The 23,554-nt window shown below is 39.6% G+C and carries 29 protein-coding genes; 25 read left to right on the top strand and 4 right to left on the bottom strand.

Translation table 11 applies throughout. From position 1 onward, the window contains the following. Positions 1-80: 80 nt before the first annotated feature. Both manA and AC3E9F_RS01730 read left to right on the top strand, forming a co-directional pair. Complete coding sequence (gene manA, locus AC3E9F_RS01725; RefSeq protein WP_263393853.1) at positions 81-1,025, top strand: mannose-6-phosphate isomerase, class I; 945 nt, start codon at positions 81-83, stop codon at positions 1,023-1,025. 195 nt (positions 1,026-1,220) lie between these two features. Then, positions 1,221-1,961, top strand: a complete 741-nt coding sequence (locus AC3E9F_RS01730) for a MerR family transcriptional regulator (protein ID WP_263393852.1) — start codon at positions 1,221-1,223, stop codon at positions 1,959-1,961. Between the two features lie 28 nt (positions 1,962-1,989). On the opposite strand, the gene AC3E9F_RS01735 is transcribed toward AC3E9F_RS01730, so the two are convergent. From AC3E9F_RS01735 to AC3E9F_RS01745, 3 genes are read right to left on the bottom strand one after another with little or no spacing between them, the layout of a single operon-like run. Beyond that, entirely contained in the window at positions 1,990-2,445 is a 456-nt protein-coding gene (locus AC3E9F_RS01735) for an 8-oxo-dGTP diphosphatase (RefSeq protein ID WP_263393851.1), read from the bottom strand. A 20-nt stretch (positions 2,446-2,465) separates the two neighbouring features. Then, positions 2,466-3,641, bottom strand: coding sequence for an aminoacetone oxidase (aao, locus tag AC3E9F_RS01740; RefSeq protein WP_263393850.1), 1,176 nt, complete (start codon positions 3,639-3,641; stop codon positions 2,466-2,468). Between the two features lie 56 nt (positions 3,642-3,697). Continuing rightward, positions 3,698-4,543 (bottom strand): DegV family protein, encoded by an 846-nt coding sequence (locus AC3E9F_RS01745; protein WP_263393849.1) that lies wholly within the window; start codon positions 4,541-4,543, stop codon positions 3,698-3,700. A gap of 124 nt (positions 4,544-4,667) precedes the next feature. Here AC3E9F_RS01745 and AC3E9F_RS01750 point away from each other — a divergent pair, with 124 nt between their 5' ends. The 22 genes from AC3E9F_RS01750 (at position 4,668) to AC3E9F_RS01855 (ending at position 20,311) form a co-directional block, all read left to right on the top strand. Then, positions 4,668-5,225: a TetR/AcrR family transcriptional regulator gene (locus AC3E9F_RS01750; protein ID WP_004252362.1), complete on the top strand. Its 558-nt coding sequence runs from the start codon at positions 4,668-4,670 to the stop codon at positions 5,223-5,225. Positions 5,226-5,243: 18 nt separating this feature from the next. Then, positions 5,244-5,711 (top strand): deoxycytidylate deaminase, encoded by a 468-nt coding sequence (locus AC3E9F_RS01755; protein WP_263393848.1) that lies wholly within the window; start codon positions 5,244-5,246, stop codon positions 5,709-5,711. An 88-nt stretch (positions 5,712-5,799) separates the two neighbouring features. Next, positions 5,800-6,429, top strand: a complete 630-nt coding sequence (gene upp, locus AC3E9F_RS01760; RefSeq protein ID WP_004252365.1) for a uracil phosphoribosyltransferase — start codon at positions 5,800-5,802, stop codon at positions 6,427-6,429. 162 nt (positions 6,430-6,591) lie between these two features. Continuing rightward, a complete protein-coding gene (gene clpP, locus AC3E9F_RS01765) occupies positions 6,592-7,182 on the top strand; it encodes an ATP-dependent Clp protease proteolytic subunit ClpP (protein ID WP_060956027.1) in 591 nt (196 codons plus the stop codon). A gap of 75 nt (positions 7,183-7,257) precedes the next feature. Further along, positions 7,258-7,527 (top strand): YlbG family protein, encoded by a 270-nt coding sequence (locus tag AC3E9F_RS01770; protein WP_178895259.1) that lies wholly within the window; start codon positions 7,258-7,260, stop codon positions 7,525-7,527. Between the two features lie 88 nt (positions 7,528-7,615). Next, positions 7,616-8,776 (top strand): ABC transporter substrate-binding protein, encoded by a 1,161-nt coding sequence (locus AC3E9F_RS01775; protein WP_004252370.1) that lies wholly within the window; start codon positions 7,616-7,618, stop codon positions 8,774-8,776. 115 nt (positions 8,777-8,891) lie between these two features. Then, complete coding sequence (locus AC3E9F_RS01780) at positions 8,892-9,761, top strand: branched-chain amino acid ABC transporter permease (protein ID WP_263393847.1); 870 nt, start codon at positions 8,892-8,894, stop codon at positions 9,759-9,761. Positions 9,762-9,764: 3 nt separating this feature from the next. After that, positions 9,765-10,721: a branched-chain amino acid ABC transporter permease gene (locus tag AC3E9F_RS01785; protein WP_263393846.1), complete on the top strand. Its 957-nt coding sequence runs from the start codon at positions 9,765-9,767 to the stop codon at positions 10,719-10,721. After that, a complete protein-coding gene (locus AC3E9F_RS01790) occupies positions 10,721-11,485 on the top strand; it encodes an ABC transporter ATP-binding protein (RefSeq protein WP_214262188.1) in 765 nt (254 codons plus the stop codon). The genes AC3E9F_RS01785 and AC3E9F_RS01790 overlap by 1 nt, the downstream gene beginning before the upstream one ends. Next, positions 11,485-12,195: an ABC transporter ATP-binding protein gene (locus AC3E9F_RS01795; RefSeq protein WP_263393845.1), complete on the top strand. Its 711-nt coding sequence runs from the start codon at positions 11,485-11,487 to the stop codon at positions 12,193-12,195. The genes AC3E9F_RS01790 and AC3E9F_RS01795 overlap by 1 nt, the downstream gene beginning before the upstream one ends. 363 nt (positions 12,196-12,558) lie before the next feature. Next, positions 12,559-13,215 carry a CBS domain-containing protein gene (locus AC3E9F_RS01800; RefSeq protein ID WP_006148127.1) on the top strand — a complete coding sequence of 219 codons (657 nt, stop codon included), beginning with the start codon at positions 12,559-12,561 and terminating at the stop codon, positions 13,213-13,215. Between the two features lie 129 nt (positions 13,216-13,344). Next, the gene (gene rpsF / locus AC3E9F_RS01805; protein WP_002896497.1) at positions 13,345-13,635 is read left to right on the top strand and encodes a 30S ribosomal protein S6; all 291 of its coding nucleotides are present in this window, start codon (positions 13,345-13,347) and stop codon (positions 13,633-13,635) included. A gap of 11 nt (positions 13,636-13,646) precedes the next feature. Continuing rightward, positions 13,647-14,117: a single-stranded DNA-binding protein SsbA gene (gene ssbA / locus AC3E9F_RS01810; protein ID WP_263393844.1), complete on the top strand. Its 471-nt coding sequence runs from the start codon at positions 13,647-13,649 to the stop codon at positions 14,115-14,117. A 31-nt stretch (positions 14,118-14,148) separates the two neighbouring features. Beyond that, positions 14,149-14,388, top strand: a complete 240-nt coding sequence (gene rpsR, locus AC3E9F_RS01815; protein WP_000068664.1) for a 30S ribosomal protein S18 — start codon at positions 14,149-14,151, stop codon at positions 14,386-14,388. A 271-nt stretch (positions 14,389-14,659) separates the two neighbouring features. Next, positions 14,660-15,163, top strand: coding sequence for a GNAT family N-acetyltransferase (locus AC3E9F_RS01820; protein ID WP_263393843.1), 504 nt, complete (start codon positions 14,660-14,662; stop codon positions 15,161-15,163). An 81-nt stretch (positions 15,164-15,244) separates the two neighbouring features. Next, positions 15,245-16,645, top strand: coding sequence for a bifunctional Cof-type HAD-IIB family hydrolase/peptidylprolyl isomerase (locus AC3E9F_RS01825; RefSeq protein ID WP_263393842.1), 1,401 nt, complete (start codon positions 15,245-15,247; stop codon positions 16,643-16,645). A 1-nt stretch (position 16,646) separates the two neighbouring features. Continuing rightward, positions 16,647-17,009, top strand: coding sequence for a S1 RNA-binding domain-containing protein (locus tag AC3E9F_RS01830; RefSeq protein ID WP_004252382.1), 363 nt, complete (start codon positions 16,647-16,649; stop codon positions 17,007-17,009). Positions 17,010-17,057: 48 nt separating this feature from the next. Beyond that, the gene (locus AC3E9F_RS01835) at positions 17,058-17,807 is read left to right on the top strand and encodes a tRNA1(Val) (adenine(37)-N6)-methyltransferase (protein WP_490672734.1); all 750 of its coding nucleotides are present in this window, start codon (positions 17,058-17,060) and stop codon (positions 17,805-17,807) included. After that, the gene (locus AC3E9F_RS01840; RefSeq protein WP_490672735.1) at positions 17,797-18,081 is read left to right on the top strand and encodes a GIY-YIG nuclease family protein; all 285 of its coding nucleotides are present in this window, start codon (positions 17,797-17,799) and stop codon (positions 18,079-18,081) included. The genes AC3E9F_RS01835 and AC3E9F_RS01840 overlap by 11 nt, the downstream gene beginning before the upstream one ends. An 84-nt stretch (positions 18,082-18,165) precedes the next feature. Next, on the top strand, positions 18,166-19,101 hold the full coding sequence (locus AC3E9F_RS01845) for a manganese-dependent inorganic pyrophosphatase (protein WP_490672736.1): 936 nt from the start codon (positions 18,166-18,168) through the stop codon (positions 19,099-19,101). 63 nt (positions 19,102-19,164) lie between these two features. Continuing rightward, on the top strand, positions 19,165-19,677 hold the full coding sequence (locus tag AC3E9F_RS01850; RefSeq protein WP_263393839.1) for a YiiX/YebB-like N1pC/P60 family cysteine hydrolase: 513 nt from the start codon (positions 19,165-19,167) through the stop codon (positions 19,675-19,677). Beyond that, positions 19,661-20,311 (top strand): DUF1803 domain-containing protein, encoded by a 651-nt coding sequence (locus AC3E9F_RS01855; RefSeq protein WP_263393838.1) that lies wholly within the window; start codon positions 19,661-19,663, stop codon positions 20,309-20,311. Before AC3E9F_RS01850 ends, AC3E9F_RS01855 begins: the two co-directional genes overlap by 17 nt. Positions 20,312-20,349: 38 nt before the next feature. Here the strand turns inward: AC3E9F_RS01855 and AC3E9F_RS01860 are convergent, their stop codons facing one another. Further along, a complete protein-coding gene (locus AC3E9F_RS01860) occupies positions 20,350-21,795 on the bottom strand; it encodes a UDP-N-acetylmuramoyl-L-alanyl-D-glutamate--L-lysine ligase (protein WP_490672737.1) in 1,446 nt (481 codons plus the stop codon). A 105-nt stretch (positions 21,796-21,900) separates the two neighbouring features. On the opposite strand from AC3E9F_RS01860, the gene AC3E9F_RS01865 reads away from it, so the two are divergent. After that, on the top strand, positions 21,901-23,523 hold the full coding sequence (locus AC3E9F_RS01865) for a putative polysaccharide biosynthesis protein (protein WP_490672738.1): 1,623 nt from the start codon (positions 21,901-21,903) through the stop codon (positions 23,521-23,523). Positions 23,524-23,554 lie beyond the last annotated feature (31 nt).

A 23,554-nucleotide genomic window follows, 5' to 3' on the forward strand; every position in this document is an offset into this window, starting at 1 on the left:
TTTATAAGATATGAAAAAGAGTTCAACTGGAACTCTTTTTTTGCTATAATGAAGGGAGAAAAATCAGACAGGAGATCAAGATGTCAGAACCGTTATTTTTAAATTCTGTAATGCAAGAAAAAATCTGGGGTGGGACTAAACTACGTGATGAGTTTGGCTACGACATACCAAATGACAAGATTGGTGAGTATTGGGCAATCTCAGCTCACCCAAATGGTGTGTCTAAGGTAGCCAATGGTCGCTATGAAGGAACAGACCTAGCTACTTTGTATGCGGAACACCGTGAGTTGTTTGGCAACCGTCCAGAACCTGTATTTCCGCTCTTGACCAAAATCCTTGATGCCAATGACTGGCTCAGTGTTCAAGTTCACCCAGATGATGCTTATGGACTAGAGCATGAAGGTGAACTCGGAAAAACAGAGTGCTGGTATATCATTGCTGCAGATGAAGGTTCAGAGATTATTTACGGTCACAATGCTAAGTCTAAAGAAGAACTCCGCCAGCAAATCGAAGACAAAAACTGGGATGCCTTGCTGACAAAGGTTCCTGTTAAGGCTGGAGATTTCTTCTATGTACCAAGTGGAACCATGCATGCTATCGGTGCAGGTATCTTAATCCTTGAAACGCAACAGTCTAGTGATACCACCTACCGAGTTTATGACTTTGACCGTAAGGATGATAATGGCAACTTGCGCGAGCTTCACCTTGAAAAATCCATCGATGTTTTAAATATTGGTGAGCCTGCTAACAGCCGACCTGTGACTGTCAAAGCAGATGACCTGCGTTCAACTCTTCTTGTTTCTAATGATTTCTTCGCAGTTTACAAGTGGGAAATCACTGGGAAAGTGGACTTTGAAAAGACAGCTGACTATAGTTTGTTTAGTGTCTTGGCTGGTCAAGGAAAATTGACTGTAGATAGTAAAGATTATCCAATTCAAAAAGGTAGCCATTTTATCTTGCCAAGTGATGTTGAAGCTTGGACCTTGGAAGGATCAGATTTAGAATTGATTGTAAGCCATCCATAAAAAGAAAAGACTTGAGGTTGATTCTCAAGTCTTTTTTTAACTTGGAATTCTCCGAATCTGAGGACAATAGGTCAAAGTTTGACAATGGCTTAGACCGATTATCTTCCCCAAATTTAAAAATAGTTAAACTTTTATAAAAAAATCTTGACTCTGACCTAAGGGGAGGGGTTATACTATCCTTGTAAGGAGGAAATCATGTACCATATCAAAGAAGCTGCGCAGCTTTCAGGTGTCTCTGTCAAGACTCTGCACCACTATGACAAGATAGGACTCTTGGTCCCCTTAAAGTCGGAAAACGGCTATCGAACCTATAGTCAAGAGGATTTGGAACGCCTTCAGGTTATTCTGTATTATAAGTATCTTGGCTTTTCTTTAGAAAAAATAGCAGAGCTGTTAAAGGAAGAAAGGAAAGATTTATTGCCACATTTGACTAGGCAGTTGGAGTATCTAACTCGAGAAAGGCAACATCTGGATACCTTGATTTCCACCTTGCAGAAAACCATTCAAGAACAAAAAGGAGAAAGAAAAATGACCATTGAGGAAAAATTCACTGGATTTAGCTATCAAGATCATCAAAAATACCAGCAAGAAGCGGTAGAGAAGTATGGACAAGAAGTCATGGATCAAGCACTAGAGCGACAAAAGGGTCGCGAAGATGAGTCTACGGTCGCCTTTAACCAAGTCTTTCAAACTTTGGCACAAAATCTTCAAGCTGGTTTACCTGCAACAGCAATTGAAAACCAAGAGCAAGCAGCCAAGCTCTTACAAGCCATTCGTACTTATGGATTTGACTGCTCTATTGAAGTCTTCGGATATATCGGTAAAGGATATGTCTACAACCCAGAGTTTAAGGAAAATATTGATAAATTTGGACCTGGAACAGCCCAGTACACATCAGATGTCATTGCTGCTTACGTTCAGACAAATGCAGAATAAATAGGCTAGGAATTTCCTAGCCTATTTATTACTTCAAGTCATAAAGCCAGTCGTCACCATCTTTATAGTAAAAGAACTCACTCAGATCTTCCTCTACAAATACACGAAGCATATCAGACATATCCTCAGTAGCTAGTTTAAGATGAGATAGATTTTCAAAATTCTCCCACCAGACTTTTCCTTCGTCTGAAGACTGGAGTTCACCAGTAAAGTGTTCTGTCTTGTAAAAAAGTACGACATAGCGAAAATCAGCATCATCATACCAATCTTTGATACCACAGAGTTGGGGTTTGGAAATGGTCAGACCAGTTTCTTCTTTCACTTCACGAATGACGGCATCGACAAAGGATTCACCACGTTCAACATGCCCACCAGGAAAAGTAATGCCAGGCCAGTCAGGATTAACTCGGTCTTGAACTAGAACCTTGTCTCCGTTTTGAATCATACACATATTGACAAATTCGACTGATTCTCTTCTGTTCATAGGCTTCTCCTTCGTATTTCTTAATCATAATGTAGACTTCCTGCCACCCATCCGGTACAGAGGGCAGAAGTGATGTTAAAGCCACCTGTGTGGGCATTAATATCCAGTACCTCGCCAGCAAAGTGGAGGCCAGGTACCAGTTTACTTTCCAGTGTTTTTGGATTGATTTCCTTGAGACTAACGCCACCTTTAGTTACAAAAGATTTTGCAAGCGACATCTTTCCAGTCACAGGAATTTTGAGAGCCTTGATAGATTGGACAAGCTGGTCGCGTTCTTTTTGTGTTAGCTGCTTGACTTTTTCAGGATATCTTTGGACAAAGAATTCTGCCAAACGTTCAGGGAGCAAGGTCTTCAAGGCATTTTTCAAGGATTTTTCACGGTTTTCTTCTAGAAAATCTACTAAATCACTTTCAGAAAGTTGTGGCAAGACATCTAAAGAGAGGACTTCACCACCCTTGACAAAGCTAGACATGCGCAGAGCAGCAGGACCTGATAAACCAAAGTGGGTAAAGAGCAGATCATGGGTGATGACATGCTTGCCATAGCTTAGGGTCACATCGTCTAGCGAAATCCCCTGCAAGGCCTTATGCGGAAAATCAGTCAATAAAGGACTCTCAGCAGCTTCCAGCTCGGTAATAGCGTGTTTGAAGTGGCGAGCAATCTCATGGCCAAAACCAGTAGAACCAGTTGAAGGATAGGATTTCCCACCGGTTGTGACAATGAGTTTATCACAAGTAAAGGTCTGGTTTGCAGATTTAAGGACAAACTGGTCGTCTATCTTTTTAACCGAAACAATTTCTGTTTGAGTAGCAATTTGCCCACCAAGTTCAATGATTTTCTTTTCCAAAGCCTCGATGATGGTCCGAGATTTGTCGCTGGCTGGAAAAACGCGACCGTGGTCTTCTACCTTCAGTTTGACACCATTTTCTGTAAAAAAGTTGATGATATCATGGTTATCAAACTGGGAGAAGACACTGTATAGAAAACGCCCATTTCCAGGGATGCCAGCTAGTAAGTCATCCAGAGTTCCGTTGTTGGTCACGTTGCAGCGACCACCACCAGTTCCAGCTAATTTTTTTCCGAGTTTCCGATTTTTTTCGATGAGAAGGGTGTGCTGGCCATAAAAGCTACTAGAGATTGTAGCCATCATACCAGCAGGACCTCCACCGATAACAATAGTATCAAAATGTTTCATAAAAGTATTGTACCACAAAAAAACAAGAGATGAATAGTCATCTCTTGTCTGATTGATTAGCCAATCTCATATCCCATAAGGAGTCCGCCATCTTCTGCATAAAAACTGCAAAGACCAGAAGTTGGGATAATTTTAATATTAGCTGCTGGGTATTTTTCACGTACAAGTTCTGAAAGTTGTTGGCAGAATTTTTCGTTACTGCGATGAGCCATGACGATACGCCCACCGGCGTAGCCAGCTTTAATTAACTCTTCATAAGCAGCTTGAAGGGACTTTTTAGCACCACGAGCCTTTTGGAGAAGTTCCAATGTTCCGGTTTCACTTGCTTCCCCAACCATACGAATATTAAGAAGCCCGACAACTGTACCGATAAGCTTACTCAAGCGACCGTTTTTAACTAGGTTATCAACTTTAGCAAGAACGAACAACAACTTCGTTTTTTCTTGGTAAGTAGTAATAACTTCAACCACTTCTTCAAAAGAAAGTCCTTGATCAATCAAGTCATTGATTTTTTCAACGATTAAGTCAACTTCTCCACCAGCAGATAAGCTGTCGATAACATGAATCTGAGTGTCAGGGTGTTCTTCGAGATAAATGTTTTTAGCTAATTGTGCGCTATTGTGGCTACCAGAGAGAGTTCCGGTAATGGTCACCACAAAAATATGTTTGGCACCTTCGAAAGCACGTAAGTAATCATCAGGGCTAGGACAAGCTGATTTTGAAGCTTCAGAAGTTGCATACATAGTTTCCATCATTTGATCGATATCAAGATTAGCATCGTCAACAAAGATTTGATCTGCTACTTGAATCTTTAAGGGAACACTGATAAATTCGGTATCAATAGCAGGATTTGCCAATTGGCGATAATCACAACCAGAGTCAGCTACAATCTTCCAAGTCATAGAAATTCTCCATCTTTATCACTTATACATTGACAAAGGTTCTGTCTTTTTTTACAATTATAACATGAAAGCCCTTGAAACAAAAGTAGTAGCTCTCTGTTGTCACAAGTAGAAAGAAATTGTTATGTCTGAACGTAAAATATCTGAAAAATCTCTTGAGAACCTAAGAAAATCAAACCAAGAATCTAATTTGCTAACCAGAGAAGCGATAGAAACAGCTCTTTTGCAACTCTTGGAGAAAAAGGAGTTAGCGAAGATTAGCATTTCTGAGTTAGTCAAGCGTGCTGGCGTTTCTCGTGCAGCCTTTTATCGAAATTATGATTCAAAAGAAGAGATTTTAGAAAGTGTTTTTAAACGTAGTGTCCATAACATCATGGAGCAACTAAGTCATTACGATGTAAAAACAGACCTTTATCTGGTATGGGTTCACCTCTTTAGAGAAGCCAAGAAAGAAGCTAAGGTGATTCAGCTTGCCTTGGACTATCACTTAGAAAAAATCTTTGTGCAAGCTATGCAAGAATTTCTAGAAAAATACTATGGAAAATCAAAAGGAGTCAGCTCTTACCTGCATTCTTTTTGGAGTTCTGCCATCGTATCAGTTTTGCTCAAATGGATCAAGGATGGGATGAAGGTTCCCGCTGAAAAAATTGCAGATCTGCGCTTGCCATTTTTCAAAAAATAAATCAAGAGGAGAGAAGTTATGACTGAAAAAAGACTGGCTTGGGATGAGTACTTCGCTGCTCAAGCCCTATTGATTGCTAATCGGTCGACCTGTAAACGTGCCAAGGTAGGAGCTGTTTTAGTCAAGGACAATAAGGTTATTTCGACCGGCTATAATGGATCAGTGTCGGGGACAGAGCATTGTATTGATCATGACTGTCTTGTGATTGAGGGGCACTGTGTCCGTACCCTTCATGCAGAAGTAAATGCCATTTTACAAGGGGCAGAACGTGGCGTTCCAAAAGGATTTACAGCATATGTTACACATTTCCCATGCCTCAATTGTACCAAACAATTACTTCAAGTAGGATGCGAGCGTGTTGTGTATATCAATCAATACCGCATGGACGATTATGCTCAGTATCTTTATCAAGAAAAAGGGACAGAATTAACACATTTACCACTTGAAACTGTTCAAACAGCACTTCAAGAAGCAGATTTGATATAGAAATATAAAAAAATAAATGGTTTAGAAAGATTTTTAAACCATTTTTTGGTATAATAAGTAGAATAAATTGAAAGAAGGAATTCAGAAAATGGGAAAACTTGAAGTTATTAATCATCCACTGATTCAACACAAATTGTCAATCTTGCGTCGAACTGACACTTCTACAAAAGCTTTTCGTGAGCTAGTTGATGAAATTGCAATGTTGATGGGATATGAAGTACTTCGTGATCTTCCACTTGAAGACGTAGAAATCGAAACACCAATCACAAAAACTGTTCAAAAACAATTGGCTGGTAAAAAATTGGCGATTGTCCCAATCTTGCGTGCAGGTATTGGGATGGTTGATGGACTATTGAGTTTGGTTCCAGCAGCTAAAGTTGGTCACATTGGTATGTACCGTGATGAAGAGACCCTTCAACCAGTAGAATACTTGGTAAAATTACCTGAAGATATTGACCAACGTCAAATTTTTGTAGTTGATCCTATGCTTGCAACAGGTGGATCAGCGATTTTGGCTGTTGACTCCCTCAAAAAACGTGGTGCTTCAAACATCAAGTTTGTCTGCCTTGTATCAGCTCCAGAAGGTGTGAAGGCACTTCAAGCAGCACACCCTGATGTAGAAATCTTTACAGCAGCTTTGGATGAACGCTTGAACGAACACGGCTATATTGTTCCAGGTCTTGGTGACGCAGGAGACCGCTTGTTCGGTACAAAATAAGATTCTAAAATGATATTGAGACTATAACCTAGTCTTAGATTTGAAAGGAGGTTGAATTTTTGTATCTGTCTTTAGAATGGAGCAAAAATTTGACCTTTTTTGACCAAAAATATATAATAATCCTATTAACAAAGAAATTAGAAATCAAAAAAGGAGAAATGAATGATTCCTGTAGTTATTGAACAAACAAGTCGTGGAGAACGCTCGTATGACATTTACTCACGTCTTCTTAAGGACCGCATTATCATGTTGACTGGACCAGTCGAAGACAATATGGCAAATTCAGTCATCGCCCAATTGCTTTTCTTGGATGCCCAAGATAGTACAAAAGATATTTACCTTTATGTAAACACTCCTGGAGGTTCTGTATCAGCTGGTTTGGCAATCGTTGATACTATGAACTTTATCAAGGCTGATGTCCAAACTATCGTTATGGGAATGGCAGCCTCAATGGGTACAATTATTGCTTCAAGTGGAGCAAAGGGCAAACGTTTCATGCTTCCAAATGCAGAATACATGATTCACCAACCAATGGGTGGTACAGGTGGTGGTACTCAGCAGACTGATATGGCCATCGCTGCTGAACACTTGCTTAAAACTCGTAAGACTTTAGAACAAATCCTAGCAGATAATTCTGGCAAATCAGTTGAGCAAATCCACGCAGACGCTGAACGTGATTACTGGATGAGTGCCCAAGAAACTCTTGACTACGGTTTTATTGACGAAATTATGGCTAATAATTCTTTGAATTAAACTACTAAAGCAAGCTCGACTGAGCTTGTTTTTTTTGATATAATAGAAGGAAGATTGTTAGAAGGAAGTTGAATTATGTTTCAAAAAGAGAATCGGTCTGGTCTGATTATCTATTTATACTATAATCGCGATGCTAAAAAACTCGCAAATTATGGTGATATTTGTTACCACTCAAAAAAACATCGTTACCTACAACTTTATGTCCCAACAGAAGAAGTGGAAGAGCTGGTAAATCGTTTAGGAAAAGAGAAATTTATCAAAAAAGTGAGAGTTTGTCATATTCAAGAATTGGAAACTCCTTTCGTTGGTAACCTATATAAAACCAACGAAAACGTTATCATTTAAAAAAGTGAGAGAAACTTGTTGACAATTTTCTGATAATTCGGTATATTCTTAACATGTAATTTAAATTGAACATTAAAAGGAGATAAACATGAAGAAAAAATTTGCATTGTCACTCGTAGCTCTTGCAAGTACAGCACTCTTAGCAGCTTGTGGGGAAGTGAAGTCAGGAGCTTCAAACACAACTGGTAACCCAATTGATGAAAAAGTTGTAAAAATTGGTTTCAACTTCGAAGAAACTGGTGCTGTAGCATCTTACGGTACTTCTGAGCAAAAGGGTGCTCAACTTGCAGTTGATGAAATCAACGCAGCAGGTGGTATCGATGGAAAACAAATCGAAGTAGTGGACAAAGATAACAAATCTGAAACTGCTGAAGCTGCTTCTGTTTCAACAAACCTTGTTACTCAATCTAAGGTAGCAGCTATCGTAGGACCTGCGACTTCAGGTGCGACTGCAGCAGCAGTAGCAAATGCTACACAAGCTGGAGTACCATTGATTTCTCCAAGTGCTACTCAAGATGGTTTGACTAAAGGTCAAGATTTCCTTTTCATCGGAACATTCCAAGATAGCTTCCAAGGAAAAATCATCTCAAACTACGTTTCAAATAAATTGAACGCTAAGAAAGTGGTCTTGTATACAGATAACTCAAGTGACTACGCTAAAGGTATTGCAAAATCTTTCCGTGATTCATTCAAAGGTGAAATCGTAGCAGACGAAACATTTGTATCAGGTGATACAGACTTCCAAGCAGCTTTGACAAAAATCAAAGATAAAGACTTTGATGCAATCGTATTGCCAGGTTACTACACAGAAGCTGGTAAGATTGTAAACCAAGCTCGTGGTATGGGAATTGATAAGCCAATCATTGGTGGTGACGGATTTAACGGTGCAGAATTTGTTCAACAAGCAACTGCTGAACGCGCATCAAATATCTACTTCATCTCAGGATTCTCAACTACTGTTGATGTTTCAGATAAAGCAAAAGCCTTCCTTGAAGCTTACCGTGCAAAATATAACGAAGATCCTTCAACATTTGCAGCTCTTGCTTATGACTCAGTTTACCTTGTAGCTAATGCTGCAAAAGGTGCAAAAACTTCAGTTGATATCAAGAACAATCTTGCTAAAACACAAAACTTCGAAGGTGTTACAGGTCAAACAAGCTTTGATGCAGATCATAACACTGTGAAAACAGCCTTCATGATGACCATGAATAATGGTAAAGTAGATGCGGCAGAAGTCGTAAAACCTTAATTTTATAGATATCGTAAATGGGGAATGAGCTTTTACTCACTCCCTGTTTCGGTGTTTATAAAGGGATTATTTTTTTATAAAATCCTAAAAATAAAACTTAGAAAGAGTGAACCATATGCTTCAACAACTTGTCAATGGTTTAATCTTGGGTAGTGTCTACGCCTTGCTAGCCCTGGGTTATACTATGGTTTATGGAATTATCAAGCTGATTAACTTTGCCCATGGTGATATTTATATGATGGGTGCTTTCATGGGTTATTTCTTGATCAATGCCCTCCATTTAAATTTCTTTTTAGCCTTAATTTTATCCATGATTGGTTCAGCTATCCTCGGTGTTATCATTGAGTTTTTAGCCTACCGTCCGCTACGTCATTCCACTCGTATCTCTGTATTGATTACTGCTATCGGGGTGTCCTTCTTGCTTGAGTACGGGATGGTCTATTTAGTTGGTGCTAATACACGTGCCTTTCCTCAAGCGATCCAAACAGTTCGTTATGACTTGGGGCCAATCAGTCTAACAAATATTCAATTGTTGATTTTGACGGTTTCGATTGTCTTGATGATTCTTTTGCAACTCATCGTACAAAAAACCAAGATGGGGAAAGCTATGCGTGCTGTATCTGTAGATAGTGATGCAGCTCAGTTGATGGGGATTAACGTAAATCGTACAATTAGCTTCACTTTTGCATTAGGTTCAGCATTGGCTGGTGCTGCGGGTGTCCTTATTGCACTTTACTATAATTCGTTAGAACCATTAATGGGTATGACTCCAGGTATTAAGTCTTTCGTTGCGGCCGTTCTTGGTGGTATCGGAATCATCCCTGGTGCAGCTCTCGGAGGTTTTGTAATTGGACTATTGGAAACTTTCGCAACGGCCTTTGGAATGTCAGATTACCGAGATGCCATCGTATATGGAATCTTACTCTTGATCTTGATTGTTCGACCAGCTGGTATCCTCGGTAAAAATGTGAAAGAGAAGGTGTAAACAATGAAAGATAACGTAAAAGCTAATATTCTCTGGATACTTCTTTTGTTACTCGGTTACGGTGCGATTAGTTTATTAGTTTCACTAGGAGTTCTAAACCTTTTCCATATTCAAATTCTAGAACAAATCGGTATTAACATTATTCTGGCTGTGGGTCTTAACCTTATCGTTGGTTTCTCTGGTCAATTTTCACTTGGACATGCTGGATTTATGGCTATCGGTGCCTATGCAGCAGCCATTATCGGTTCTAAATCTCCAACCTATGGAGCCTTCTTCGGAGCTATGCTACTTGGTGCCATTATTGCTGGTTTAGTTGCCCTCATCGTTGGTATTCCTACCTTACGTTTGAAAGGGGACTACCTTGCGGTTGCGACACTAGGTGTTGCTGAGATCATTCGAATCTGTATTGTTAATGGTGGTGAACTAACTAACGGAGCTGCTGGTATCCTTGGTATTCCAAACTTTACAACCTGGCAAATGGTATATTTCTTTGCTGTGATTACTACAATTGCAACACTTAATTTCCTTCGTAGTCCAATCGGTCGTCTAACTTTATCCGTTCGTGAAGATGAAATCGCTGCTGAATCAGTTGGGGTCAATACAACTAAAATCAAAATTATTGCTTTTGTATTCGGAGCTATGACTGCAAGTATCGCAGGTTCGCTTCAAGCAGGATTTATCGGTTCTGTCGTGCCTAAGGATTATAGTTTTATCAACTCTATTAACGTTTTGATTATCGTTGTATTTGGTGGCTTGGGATCCATTACAGGGGCGATTGTTGCTGCCGTTGTTCTTGGTATTTTGAATATGTTCCTTCAAGACGTTGCTAGCGTTCGTATGATTATCTATGCTTTGGCCTTGGTACTCGTTATGATTTTCAGACCAGGTGGTCTTCTTGGAACATGGGAATTGAGCCTATCACGTCTCTTTAAAAAAGGTAAGAAGGAGGGACAAAACTAATGGCATTACTTGAAGTAAAAAATTTAACCAAGCATTTTGGTGGTTTGACAGCTGTTGGAGATGTAACTCTTGAATTGAATGAAGGTGAACTTGTTGGTTTGATTGGACCGAACGGAGCTGGGAAAACAACTCTTTTCAATTTGCTGACAGGTGTGTATGAACCAAGCGAAGGAACAGTAACCTTGGATGGTCACTTGTTAAATGGCAAGCAACCCTATAAAATTGCTGCTCTTGGTTTAGGACGTACTTTCCAAAACATTCGTCTCTTTAAAGACTTAACTGTATTAGACAATGTTCTCATTGCATTTAGCAACCATCATAAACAACATGTATTTGCTAGTTTTTTGCGTCTGCCAGCTTTTTACAAGAATGAAAAAGAATTAAAAGCCAAAGCCCTAGAACTACTAAATATCTTCGATTTAGATGGTGAGGCTGAAACTTTAGCTAAAAACTTAGCTTATGGTCAACAACGTCGTTTGGAAATTGTTCGCGCCCTTGCTACAGAGCCTAAAATCCTCTTCTTGGATGAGCCTGCAGCAGGTATGAATCCACAAGAAACTGCAGAATTAACTGAATTAATTCGTCGTATCAAGGATGAATTTAAAATCACCATCATGCTGATTGAACATGATATGAGCTTGGTCATGGAAGTTACTGAGCGTATCTATGTCCTTGAGTATGGTCGTTTGATTGCTCATGGTACACCAGATGAAATCAAGAGTAATAAACGTGTTATCGAAGCTTATCTTGGAGGTGAAGCCTAATGTCTATGTTAAAAGTTGAAAACCTCTCAGTACACTACGGTATGATTCAAGCTGTACGTGATGTGAGCTTTGAAGTCAATGAAGGAGAAGTTGTTTCTCTTATCGGTGCTAACGGTGCTGGTAAAACTACAATTCTTCGTACCCTATCAGGTCTTGTGCGTCCAAGTGCTGGTCGAATTGAATTTTTGGGACAAGAAATCCAAAAGATGCCTGCACAAAAGATTGTAGCATCAGGACTTTCTCAAGTACCAGAAGGTCGTCACGTTTTCCCTGGCTTGACAGTTATGGAAAACTTGGAGATGGGGGCCTTCCTTAAGAAAAATCGTGAAGAAAATCAAGCGAATTTGAAAAAAGTCTTTTCGCGTTTCCCACGTTTAGAAGAACGTAAGAACCAAGATGCTGCAACTCTATCAGGAGGAGAACAGCAGATGTTAGCCATGGGTCGTGCACTCATGTCAACGCCTAAACTTCTTTTATTAGATGAACCATCAATGGGTCTTGCTCCGATTTTTATCCAAGAAATTTTTGATATCATTCGGGATATTCAAAAGCAAGGTACAACCGTTCTTTTGATTGAGCAAAATGCCAATAAAGCACTTGCAATCGCAGATCGAGGCTATGTTCTTGAAACAGGTAAGATTGTTCTTTCAGGAACAGGAAAAGAACTCGCAGCATCAGACGAAGTCAGAAAAGCATATCTAGGTGGCTAAAACAATCCAGTGGATTGTTTTAGTCGGCGGATAAAAATTGCGTCAGCAATTAACATCTAGTCTGGGAGACTAGTTTAGGTTGTGGATGGAGATTGCGCATGCAATCCCTCTATAGTCTGGGGGACCTTTTTAGTCGGCAGGTAGAGATTGCATTAGCAATCCTCATATAGATCTAGTTGATTGTTTTAGTCGGCAGATAAAGATTGCGACGCAATTCAGACAAGTATAATAATAAGAGCTCTAGGTGGGGCTCTTTTTCGTAAAGTTCTCAGAGTTATCTGAATCTTGAAAAAGAAATGAAAGCGTTTGATAGCTTTCCGTGAAAAGTGTATAATAAAACTATAAACATAAAGGAGATTTCCGATGGCAGTTAAAGATTTTATGACACGAAAGGTCGTTTATATCAGTCCTGATACGACTGTAGCGCACGCTGCAGATTTGATGCGCGAGCAAGGTCTGCACCGTCTCCCTGTTATTGAGAATGATAAATTAGTAGGCTTGGTAACAGAAGGGACAATCGCTGAAGCTAGTCCTTCAAAAGCGACAAGTCTTTCAATCTTCGAGATGAATTATCTGCTTAATAAGACAAAAGTAAAAGACGTCATGATTCGAGATGTTGTTACTGTCTCAGGCTATGCAAGTTTAGAAGATGCAACTTATCTCATGCTTAAAAATAAGATTGGTATTTTGCCAGTTGTTGACAATGGACAATTGTATGGAGTCATTACAGATCGTGATGTATTCAGTGCCTTTCTTGAAATCGCTGGTTATGGTGAAGAGGGAATCCGTGTTCGTTTTATCACAGAAAATGAAGTTGGAGTTTTAGGTAAGATTGTTTCTTTAATCGTTGAGGAAAATCTTAATATCTCTCATACCGTTAATATTCCACGTAAGGATGGTAAAATTGTTATTGAAGTACAAATTGAGGGAAGCATTGACCTTTCTTCATTGAAAAAGAAATTCGAGGATGAAAATATTCTCGTAGATGAAATTACAAAAACTTCTGCAAAAAAACTCTAAAAAGAAAAATATAACTTACTTTAAGCTTGCGAAAAAAACTTTTTTCTAGTATAATAGTTTATTGTGAGCAAACCTCACTTACCCCTTGCAAAGGCTTGGGGTCATTAGACCAAAAGGAGGAACATATCAATGGCTAAATACGAAATTCTTTATATCATTCGTCCAAACATTGAAGAAGAAGCGAAAAACGCTTTGGTAGCACGTTTTGACTCTATCTTGACTGACAACGGTGCAACTGTTGTTGAATCAAAAGATTGGGAAAAACGTCGTCTTGCATACGAAATCCAAGATTTCCGTGAAGGACTTTACCACATCGTTAACGTTGAAGCAAACGACGACGCAGCTCTTAAAGAGTTTGACCGTCTTTCAAAAATCAACGCTGACATTCTTCGTCACATGATCGTCAAACTTGACGCGTAAGAAGGTAGACTATGATTAACAATGTTGTACTTGTAGGGCGTATGACACGTGACGCTGAGTTACGTTATACCCCATCAAATGTAGCAGTTGCGACTTTTACTCTTGCAGTAAACCGTACATTCAAGAGTCAAAATGGCGAACGTGAGGCTGATTTTATCAATGTCGTTATGTGGCGCCAACAGGCTGAAAATCTTGCTAACTGGGCTAAAAAAGGCTCTCTTGTCGGGATTACAGGCCGTATTCAGACTCGTAGTTACGATAACCAGCAAGGACAACGTGTCTACGTGACAGAAGTCGTAGCTGAGAATTTCCAAATGTTGGAAAGCCGTAGTGCTCGTGAAGGACAAAATGGTGGAGCTTATTCTGCACCAACTGCGAATCATGCAGCTTCTACAAATTCAGTACCAGACTTTTCACGTGATGAAAATCCATTTGGAGCAACCAATCCTTTGGATATTTCAGATGATGATTTACCATTCTAATGGACAATTAATACTATAAAGGAGAAAAAACATGGCTCAACAACGTCGTGGCGGATTCAAACGCCGTAAAAAAGTTGATTACATCGCAGCAAACAAAATTGAATATGTTGATTACAAAGATACTGAGCTTCTTAGCCGTTTCGTTTCAGAACGTGGGAAAATCCTTCCTCGTCGTGTAACAGGAACTTCAGCTAAAAACCAACGTAAAGTAACAACAGCTATCAAACGCGCTCGCGTAATGGCTTTGATGCCTTTCGTAAACGAAGATTAAAAAAAAAAGACCCGGGTGGGTCTTTTTTTCAGGTCCAGTGGACCCTTTTTCATGAGCTTGAAAACTAGAAAGCGAGTTAAGACCCTTACGGGTCTTTTTTCACGAGCATTGAAATGTGAGAGCGAGTTGGGGTCCAGTGGACCTCTTTTTCGTGAGCTTGAAAATAAGAAAGCGAATTAAGACCCTTACGGGTCTTTTTTCACGAGATAGTTTTTTCTGACCTTGGCATGCTATAATGGTAATAGAAAGAGTAAAGGTGGGTAAGTCAAAGATGAATTGTACGATTAGAAATATGATTAAGTCTGATATTGAATCCTTATCTCATGGATTTATGAATCAAAGTTGGCCTGGTAGAGAGGAAATTTTGGCTAGATATTTTCTGGAACAGGAAAGTGGGGAGAGAGAAGTCTTAGTTGCAGAGATTGATGGTGCTGTAGCTGGCTACATTACTATTTTACCCGATGCTAAGCAGGGTCCCTTTGCTGGAATAGCACCAGAACTTTCAGATTTCAATGTCTTTGAGTCCTTTCAAAATCAAGGAATTGGAAACCTATTGATGGAAGAGGCAGAAAATCGAGTTAAGCTTTTTTCAGACAAAGTGACGTTGGGTGTAGGTTTGCACTCAGGCTATGGACCTGCCCAGAGATTGTACATCAAACGAGGCTATATTCCTGATGGTTCAGGCGTTTGGTATCGAAATCAGCCGTTGGAAATGAATGCGACTATTCAAAATAATGATGATTTAGTTCTGTACCTATCCAAGAAATTCGAATAAGAAATAGTGTATTTTTTTGAAGATAGGGGATTTCTCTACTTTATGGTATAATGGAAAGAGTGAATTGAAGGAGGTATTATAATGGATGCCAAGTTAAGATACAAGGCTAAGAAGATTAAGATTATCTTTTTTGATATAGATGATACTTTACGAAATTCAAAGACTGGCTTTATTCCAAGTACTATTCCAACAGTCTTTAAACAATTACGCGAAAAAGGAATCTTGACAGGAATTGCGACTGGTCGAGGCATTTTTGGTGTGGTCTCAGAGATTAAAGCCCTCAAACCTGATTTCTTTGTAACCTTGAATGGTGCTTATATTGAGGACAAAAAAGGTAATGTCATTTATAGTAATAAAATTGCTAAAGATAAGGTTGAAGAGTATATTACTTGGACCAAAGAAGTTGGGATTGATTATGGTTTGGTGGGAAGTCATGCTGCTAAACTATCAAGGCGAACAGAGATGATTAGCCAGGCGATTGACCCGATTTATCCTGATTTAGAGGTGGACCCTGATTTTTACCAAAAAGAAGATATTTATCAGATGTGGACCTTTGAGGAGCAGGGTGATGACCTTGTCTTGCCTGATACTTTGGCATCGACTTTACGTATGGTACGTTGGCATGAACATTCGTCAGATGTGGTGCCTATTTCTGGTTCTAAGGCAGCTGGAGTTGCCAAAGTGGTAGACCAATTAGGTCTTAAACCTGAAAATGTGATGGTTTTTGGGGACGGACTTAACGATTTAGAGCTCTTTGATTATGCAGGCATTAGTGTCGCTATGGGTGTTTCTCATGAAAAAATCAAAGAAAAAGCAGATTATATTACAAAAACATTAGAAGAAGATGGCATCTTTGATGCCTTAGAAGGATTTGGTATGGTAGAAAAAGAATTACATTTTCCACAAGTAGACATTGAAACAGTAGAAGGTCCAATTGCGACTATTAAGACAAATCATGGGGATATGCGTGTCAAACTTTTCCCTGATCACGCACCAAAAACAGTAGCCAACTTTATTGCTCTGTCAAAAGATGGTTACTATGACGGTGTGATTTTCCACCGTATTATTAAAGATTTTATGATTCAAGGTGGAGACCCAACTGGAACTGGTATGGGTGGAGAGTCTATCTATGGAGAGTCTTTTGAGGATGAGTTTTCAGAAGAACTTTACAATGTCCGTGGAGCCCTTTCTATGGCTAATGCTGGGCCAAATACAAATGGTAGCCAGTTCTTTATCGTACAGAACCAACACTTGCCATATTCTAAGAAAGAAATTGCTCGCGGTGGCTGGCCAGAACCAATTGCGGAAATTTATGCTGAACAAGGTGGGACTCCTCACCTAGACCGTCGTCATACTGTATTTGGTCAACTTGCGGATGAAGCTTCTTATGAAGTTCTGGACGCAATTGCAGGTGTCGAAACAGGCGCAATGGACAAGCCAGTTGACGACGTAGTCATTGAAACTATTGAAATTGAGGACTAAAATGAAAATCGGTGATAAGCTAAATGGCCGTATTACTGGGATTCAGCCCTATGGAGCTTTTGTTGAGTTAGAAACAGGAGTGACAGGCCTGATTCATATATCGGAGATTCGGACAGGATTTATCGAAAATATTTACGAGGTTTTAAAGATTGGTGATGAAGTCCAGGTACAAGTAGTAGATTTTGATGAATATACAGGAAAGGCTAGCCTTTCCATTCGTACCTTGGAAGAAGAAAAACATCAACTTCCTAGACGGAGACGTTTTTCGAATGATCGCATCAAACATGGATTCGCGCCGCTTGGTCGCATGATGCCTGTTTGGACACGAGAAGCCTTGGAGCATTTAAAGAAAAACAGTAATTGATATCCCTCAAATCATTGTGATGTTATTATATTTTGTTATAATAGAAGTATGGACGAAGAACAATTATTAAAATCAGGAGAGCGCATTAATCAACTCTTCTCTACAGATATCAAGATTATTCAAAATAGTGAGGTTTTCAGCTATTCGGTGGATAGTGTACTTTTGTCACGCTTTCCTCGTTTTCCTAAAAATGGGTTAATTGTGGATTTTTGTGCGGGCAATGGAGCTGTTGGACTTTTTGCCAGTAGTCGTACCAAAGCTAAAATTCTATCTGTAGAAATTCAGGAACGTCTCGCTGATATGGCTGAACGGTCAGTGCGTTTAAACGGCTTAGAAGAGCAGATGCAGGTTATTTGTGATGATTTGAAGAACATGCCTAGCTACATTCAGGGGAGCAAGGTTGATTTGATTTTATGTAATCCGCCTTATTTTAAGGTAGATCCAAATTCTAATCTAAATGAAAGCGAGCATTACCTTTTAGCTCGGCATGAAATTACGACCAATCTCAAGGAAATTTGTCGTAGTGCTCAGAGTATTCTCAAATCAAATGGGCGTTTGGCAATGGTTCATCGTCCTGATCGATTATTAGATATCTTAGCTACGCTCCAACAGCATAATCTAGCTCCAAAGCGCCTACAATTTGTTTACCCTAAACGGGAGAAGGAAGCCAATATGCTTTTGATTGAGGCTATTAAGGACGGATCCACTAGTGGTTTTAAGGTTTTACCACCACTCATTGTTCATAATAGTGATGGTACTTATACACCAGAAATTCAAGAGATTTACTATGGATCATAAGGCTTATATGTATGTGGTTGAGTGCTGTGATGGTTCCTACTATACAGGCTATACAACAGATGTCAAGAGACGTGTCGCTATCCACAATAGTGGCAAAGGAGCCAAGTATACACGAGCTAGATTACCAGTAAAACTCATCTTTGCAGAAGGTTTTGATAGTAAGGAAGAAGCCATGTCTGCAGAAGCTCTTTTCAAACGTCAAACACGCTTACAAAAAGAACATTATCTCAAAGAGTATCAACATAAAAATTTAGTCAATACTTTTGACTTGTAACGAGGAGTCCTTTGACTCCTCTTACTTTTGTCAAAAAGCGAAAAAAATGCTACAATAAAGAGAATAAAGAAACGAGGTATTATCATGTCTAAGATTCTAGTATTTGGTCATCAAAATCCAGATTCAGATGCTATCGGTTCATCTGTAGCCTTTGCTTATCTTGCAAAAGAAGCTTACGGTTTGGATACAGAAGTAGTGGCTCTTGGAACTCCAAATGAAGAAACTGCTTTTGTATTGAACTATTTTAGTGTTGAAGCACCGCGCGTGATCACATTTGCTAAAGCAGAAGGTGCAGAACAAGTTATTTTGACTGACCACAATGAATTCCAACAATCAGTATCAGATATCGCTGAAGTAGAAGTTTATGGTGTTGTGGACCACCACCGTGTAGCTAACTTTGAAACTGCTAGCCCACTTTACATGCGCTTGGAACCAGTTGGATCAGCATCTTCTATCGTATACCGCATGTTCAAAGAGCATGGCGTAGCTGTACCAAAAGAAATTGCAGGTTTGATGCTTTCAGGTTTGATTTCAGATACTCTTCTTTTGAAATCTCCAACAACACACCCATCTGATAAAGTGATTGCACCTGAATTGGCTGAATTGGCTGGCGTTAACTTGGAAGAATACGGTCTTGCAATGCTCAAGGCTGGTACTAACTTGGCAAGTAAATCAGCAGAAGAATTGATCGACATCGATGCTAAGACTTTTGAATTGAACGGAAACAACGTTCGTGTGGCTCAAGTCAATACAGTTGATATCGCTGAAGTCTTGGAACGCCAAGCTGAAATCGAAGCAGCCATCCAAGCAGTAAATGCAGCTAACGGATACTCTGACTTTGTCTTGATGATTACAGACATTGTCAACTCAAACTCAGAAATTTTGGCCCTTGGTGCTAACATGGACAAGGTAGAAGCAGCTTTCAACTTCAAACTTGAAAACAATCATGCTTTCCTTCCGGGTGCTGTTTCACGTAAGAAACAAGTGGTACCACAATTGACAGAAAGCTTTAATGCTTAATGATAAAGGGGATAACCCATTGTTAAAAAGGAGTTTCGGCTCCTTTTTTGCTAGGAGGAGACCATGTTAGAATCTGGCGATTTGATTTTTGTGAAAGAAAATACGGAAATGGGACAGGCCATCCAGGCATCTACTGGGAACTATAGCCATGTAGCCATCTTTTTGGACGGGAAGGTCTATCATGCTACGGCGGAAGGTGGCGTCCTAGCCCAGCCCCCTGAAGATTTCTTTGAAGCTGAGAAGGTATATGACCTATACCGCTATGCAGAGATTGATGATAAAGAAGTCAAAAAGCGAGCAGAAAACCTTTTAGGTGCTCCCTACAATTCTTCCTTTTATCCGGATGGAGATGGTTTCTATTGTTCCCAATTTATTGCAGAAATCCTCCCTATTTTTGAGACCATTCCCATGAAGTTTGGTGAAGGAGAACAAGAGATTAGTTCGTTTTGGGAAGATTACTACCGAGAACTAGGACTAACTGCGCCTCTGAATCAGCCAGGAACCAATCCCAGTCAGTTGGCCCAGTCTCCCCGTCTACAGTTTAAAGAAAGATATACGGATGATTACAATTATTAATCCCACACGCTTGACGCGTCAGCCTTTTTTTAAGGACTTGATCAACTATCTAGACCAGCAGGATTATGTAATTTTGCGGCAAATCAAGGCCCAATTTCCAGATCAGCCAGTGGACAAGCTGATGGAGGAATATATTAAAGCGGGCCTCATCCTTCGAGAAAATAAACGCTATTATCTCAATCTTCCCTTTCAAGAATCTACAAAATTTCTTGAACTAGACCAGGAAGTCTTTGTAAGAGATGATAGTCCCATCTATCAAGAAATCCTGGAGAAAGATTATAAGACAGAATTACGCAATCAAACAAATGCAGCTATCCTAGAAGAGTACACCGATTTTGCAAGGGAAAGGATGACCTTGTCTAATTACTTCTACAAGGTCAAGTTCCAGTATCCACTGACGGAAGAACAGCAGAGACTGTATGAAATTTTAGGGGATGTCAATCCTGAGTATGCTCTCAAGTACATGACTACTTTTTTGCTCAAGTTTCTTAAAAAAAATCAACTGATACAGAAACGACGTGATATCTTTGTTGATAGTCTAGTCTTATTAGGCTACATCGTTCAAAATGAAGATGGGAAATATGAGTTGGCTGTAGAATTTGATAAAGAACGATTCGTCTTTAGAAAAAAATAGAAGAAGGCTAGGAATTTTCCTAGCCTTCTTTAAATATACTATAGATAACGTTCTGCAACAGCAGCATCCCCTGGATAGTCTTCTTTCTTACCTTGGATAATTTGGTAGCAGTCAGCACCTTTACCAGCGATAATGACCGCATCCAGTTCTTGACTTGTAACAGACATCGCAGCCTTGATAGCTAGCTCACGGTCAGCAATCTTTTCAACAGGACGATGGATGTAGCTACTAATTTCATCAGCAATGGCCATTGGATCTTCATAGTTTGGATCGTCAGCCGTTAGATATACTTGAATTTCAGGATGTTGATCGAGCAGAAGTCCAAAGTCCTTGCGACGGCTTTCTCCCTTGTTTCCTGTTGATCCGAGTACTAAAGCAATCTTTCCAGTCTGATGTGTTTCAACGACTGAGATCAATTTCTTCAAGCTATCACCGTTATGTGCGTAGTCAATGAATACTTTTGCGCCATTTTTCTGAGTGAGGACTTCCATACGACCAGGAACGCGAGTTGTTGCGATCCCTTTTTTGATGTCTTCTAGACTAGCCCCTAGACGAAGACAAGCGAGTCCAGCTGCAATAGCATTTTCTTGGTTGAAGTATCCAATTAACTGGATATCATAATCTCCAGCTAATTTACCAGTAGCTGAGAAGCTAAAGGCTTTGGAGTTCTCGATTTGATTATCAGATTGGCTACCATAGAAGTCATGGTCTTGATGTTCTACTTGTTCTTTCAGTACAGAGAAGTGATCCATATCACTATTGATGATAACTGCTCGGCTATTTTTCATCAAGAGACGCTTGTGGTAGAAGTAGTCTTCAAAGGTTGGATGCTCAATCGGTCCAATATGGTCTGGTGTGATGTTAAGAAAAACTCCCACGTCGAAAGTTAAACCATACACTCGATTTACCAGATATGCTTGGCTGGAAACTTCCATTACCAGATGAGTTCTACCATTCTTAACCGCTTGAGCCATCATATCAAAGAGATCAATATTTTCAGGTGTTGAGAAGGAAGATTTAAAGAAAGTCTTACCATCTAAAGTTGTATTCATTGTTGACAAGAGAGCTGTTGGGTAGCGTTGGGACAAGATATGATAGGCAAAGTAAGCCGCTGTTGTTTTTCCTTTAGTTCCAGTGAAAGCAAGAATTTTGAGTTTATTCTGAGGATTACCATAAAACTCCATGGCAATCAAACTCATGGCTTTCTTGATATTGTTAACAACAATAACAGGAATACCAACTTCATAGTCCTGCTCTGCCACGTACCAACCAAGCCCTTGTGAGATAGCTGAAAACAGATATTCTTTTTTAAAGGCAGCTCCTTTGGCAAAAAATAGAGTATTTTCTTTGGTTGTTCGGCTATCATAACTAATGCTATCAAAAATAACATCGCTGTAGTTATAGTGGTAATGTCCTTGGTCGATAATCTCACGGAAGAGACCATCTTTCTTTAAAATATCTAATATAGTTTCAATCTTTATCATACTTTCTATTGTAAACTGAAAGTCTGAATTTTACAAGTAACAAGGAAAAGTTTATAATGGAAGATAAGGAACATTTCCTAGTTATTAAAAATGAATGAGGAAGTTATGTCTAACGAAAATAATCATCAGCAGGCCCAGATGTTACGAGGGACTGCCTGGCTAACAGCAAGTAACTTTATTAGTCGCCTGCTCGGAGCTATTTACATTATTCCCTGGTATATCTGGATGGGGACTTATGCTGCAACGGCTAACGGTCTCTTTACCATGGGTTATAATATCTACGCCTGGTTCTTGTTGATTTCGACAGCAGGTATCCCAGTTGCAGTTGCTAAGCAGGTCGCTAAATACAATACCATGCATGAGGAAGAGCATAGTTTTGCCCTGATTCGGAGCTTCTTAGGCTTTATGACTGTATTGGGTCTTGCCTTTGCTTTGGTTTTATATCTCTTTGCGCCTTGGTTGGCAGATCTTTCCGGTGTAGGGAAGGACTTGATTCCCATTATGCAAAGTCTAGCTTGGGCTGTCTTGATTTTCCCGTCTATGAGTGTGATTCGTGGATTTTTCCAAGGAATGAATAATCTCAAACCTTATGCTATGAGTCAAATTGCTGAACAGGTTATCCGAGTCATTTGGATGCTCTTAGCGACTTTTATCATCATGAAGCTCGGTTCGAAAGATTATCTAGCAGCAGTCACCCAATCTACCTTTGCAGCCTTTGTGGGAATGGTGGCTAGTTTTGCAGTCTTGATCTATTTCCTTTACAAAGAGGGATTGCTTCAAAAAGTTTTTGAAACGCGAGATAAGATTGATAGTAAAGGTCTCTTGGTAGATACGATTAAGGAAGCTATTCCCTTTATTATAACTGGTTCAGCTATTCAACTCTTCCAAATCTTAGACCAGATGACCTTTATCAATAGCATGAAGTGGTTTACCAACTACAGTAATGAAGACTTAGTTGTCATGTTTTCTTATTTCTCTGCCAATCCAAATAAAATCACCATGATTCTCATATCGGTTGGAGTTTCGATTGGTAGTGTTGGTTTACCTCTCTTGACGGAGAACTATGTAAAGGGTGATTTGCCAGCAGCTTCTCGCTTGGTACAAGATAGTATCACCATGCTTTTCCTATTCCTCTTGCCTGCAACGGTTGGAGTAGTCATGGTAGGAGAACCCCTCTATACAGTCTTTTACGGTAAGCCAGATAGTTTGGCTATGGGCTTGTTTGTCTTTGCGGTCTTGCAGTCAACAATCCTAGGTTTGTACATGGTCTTATCACCAATGCTTCAGGCTATGTTCCGTAACCGCAAGGCAGTCTTGTATTTTGTGTATGGCTCAATTGCTAAGATTGTTTTGCAATTGCCATCGATAGCTATTTTCCATAGTTATGGTCCTCTCATTTCAACGACAATCGGTCTCATCATACCAATTGTTTTGATGTACCGTGAAATTTGTCGGATTACTGGAGCTCGTCGTAAGGTTATCTTGAAGAGAACAATTCTAGTCACTATTTTGACACTAGTGATGTTTATCCTAGTAGGCTTCTTACAATGGATTCTTGGATTTGTCTTCCATCCAACTGGACGTTTCTGGAGCTTCATCTATGTCGCCTTAATTGGTACAATCGGTGGTGGGCTCTACGGAATCATGAGTCTCTATACTCGACTCTTGGATAAGGTTATTGGAAAGGCAAAAGCTGACCAGTTACGAACACGATTAAAATTATCATAATGCTTTATAAATAAAATGAACAGTTTGAACT

This window comes from Streptococcus sp. SCPM-O-B-15277 (M60) (genome assembly GCF_058200335.1).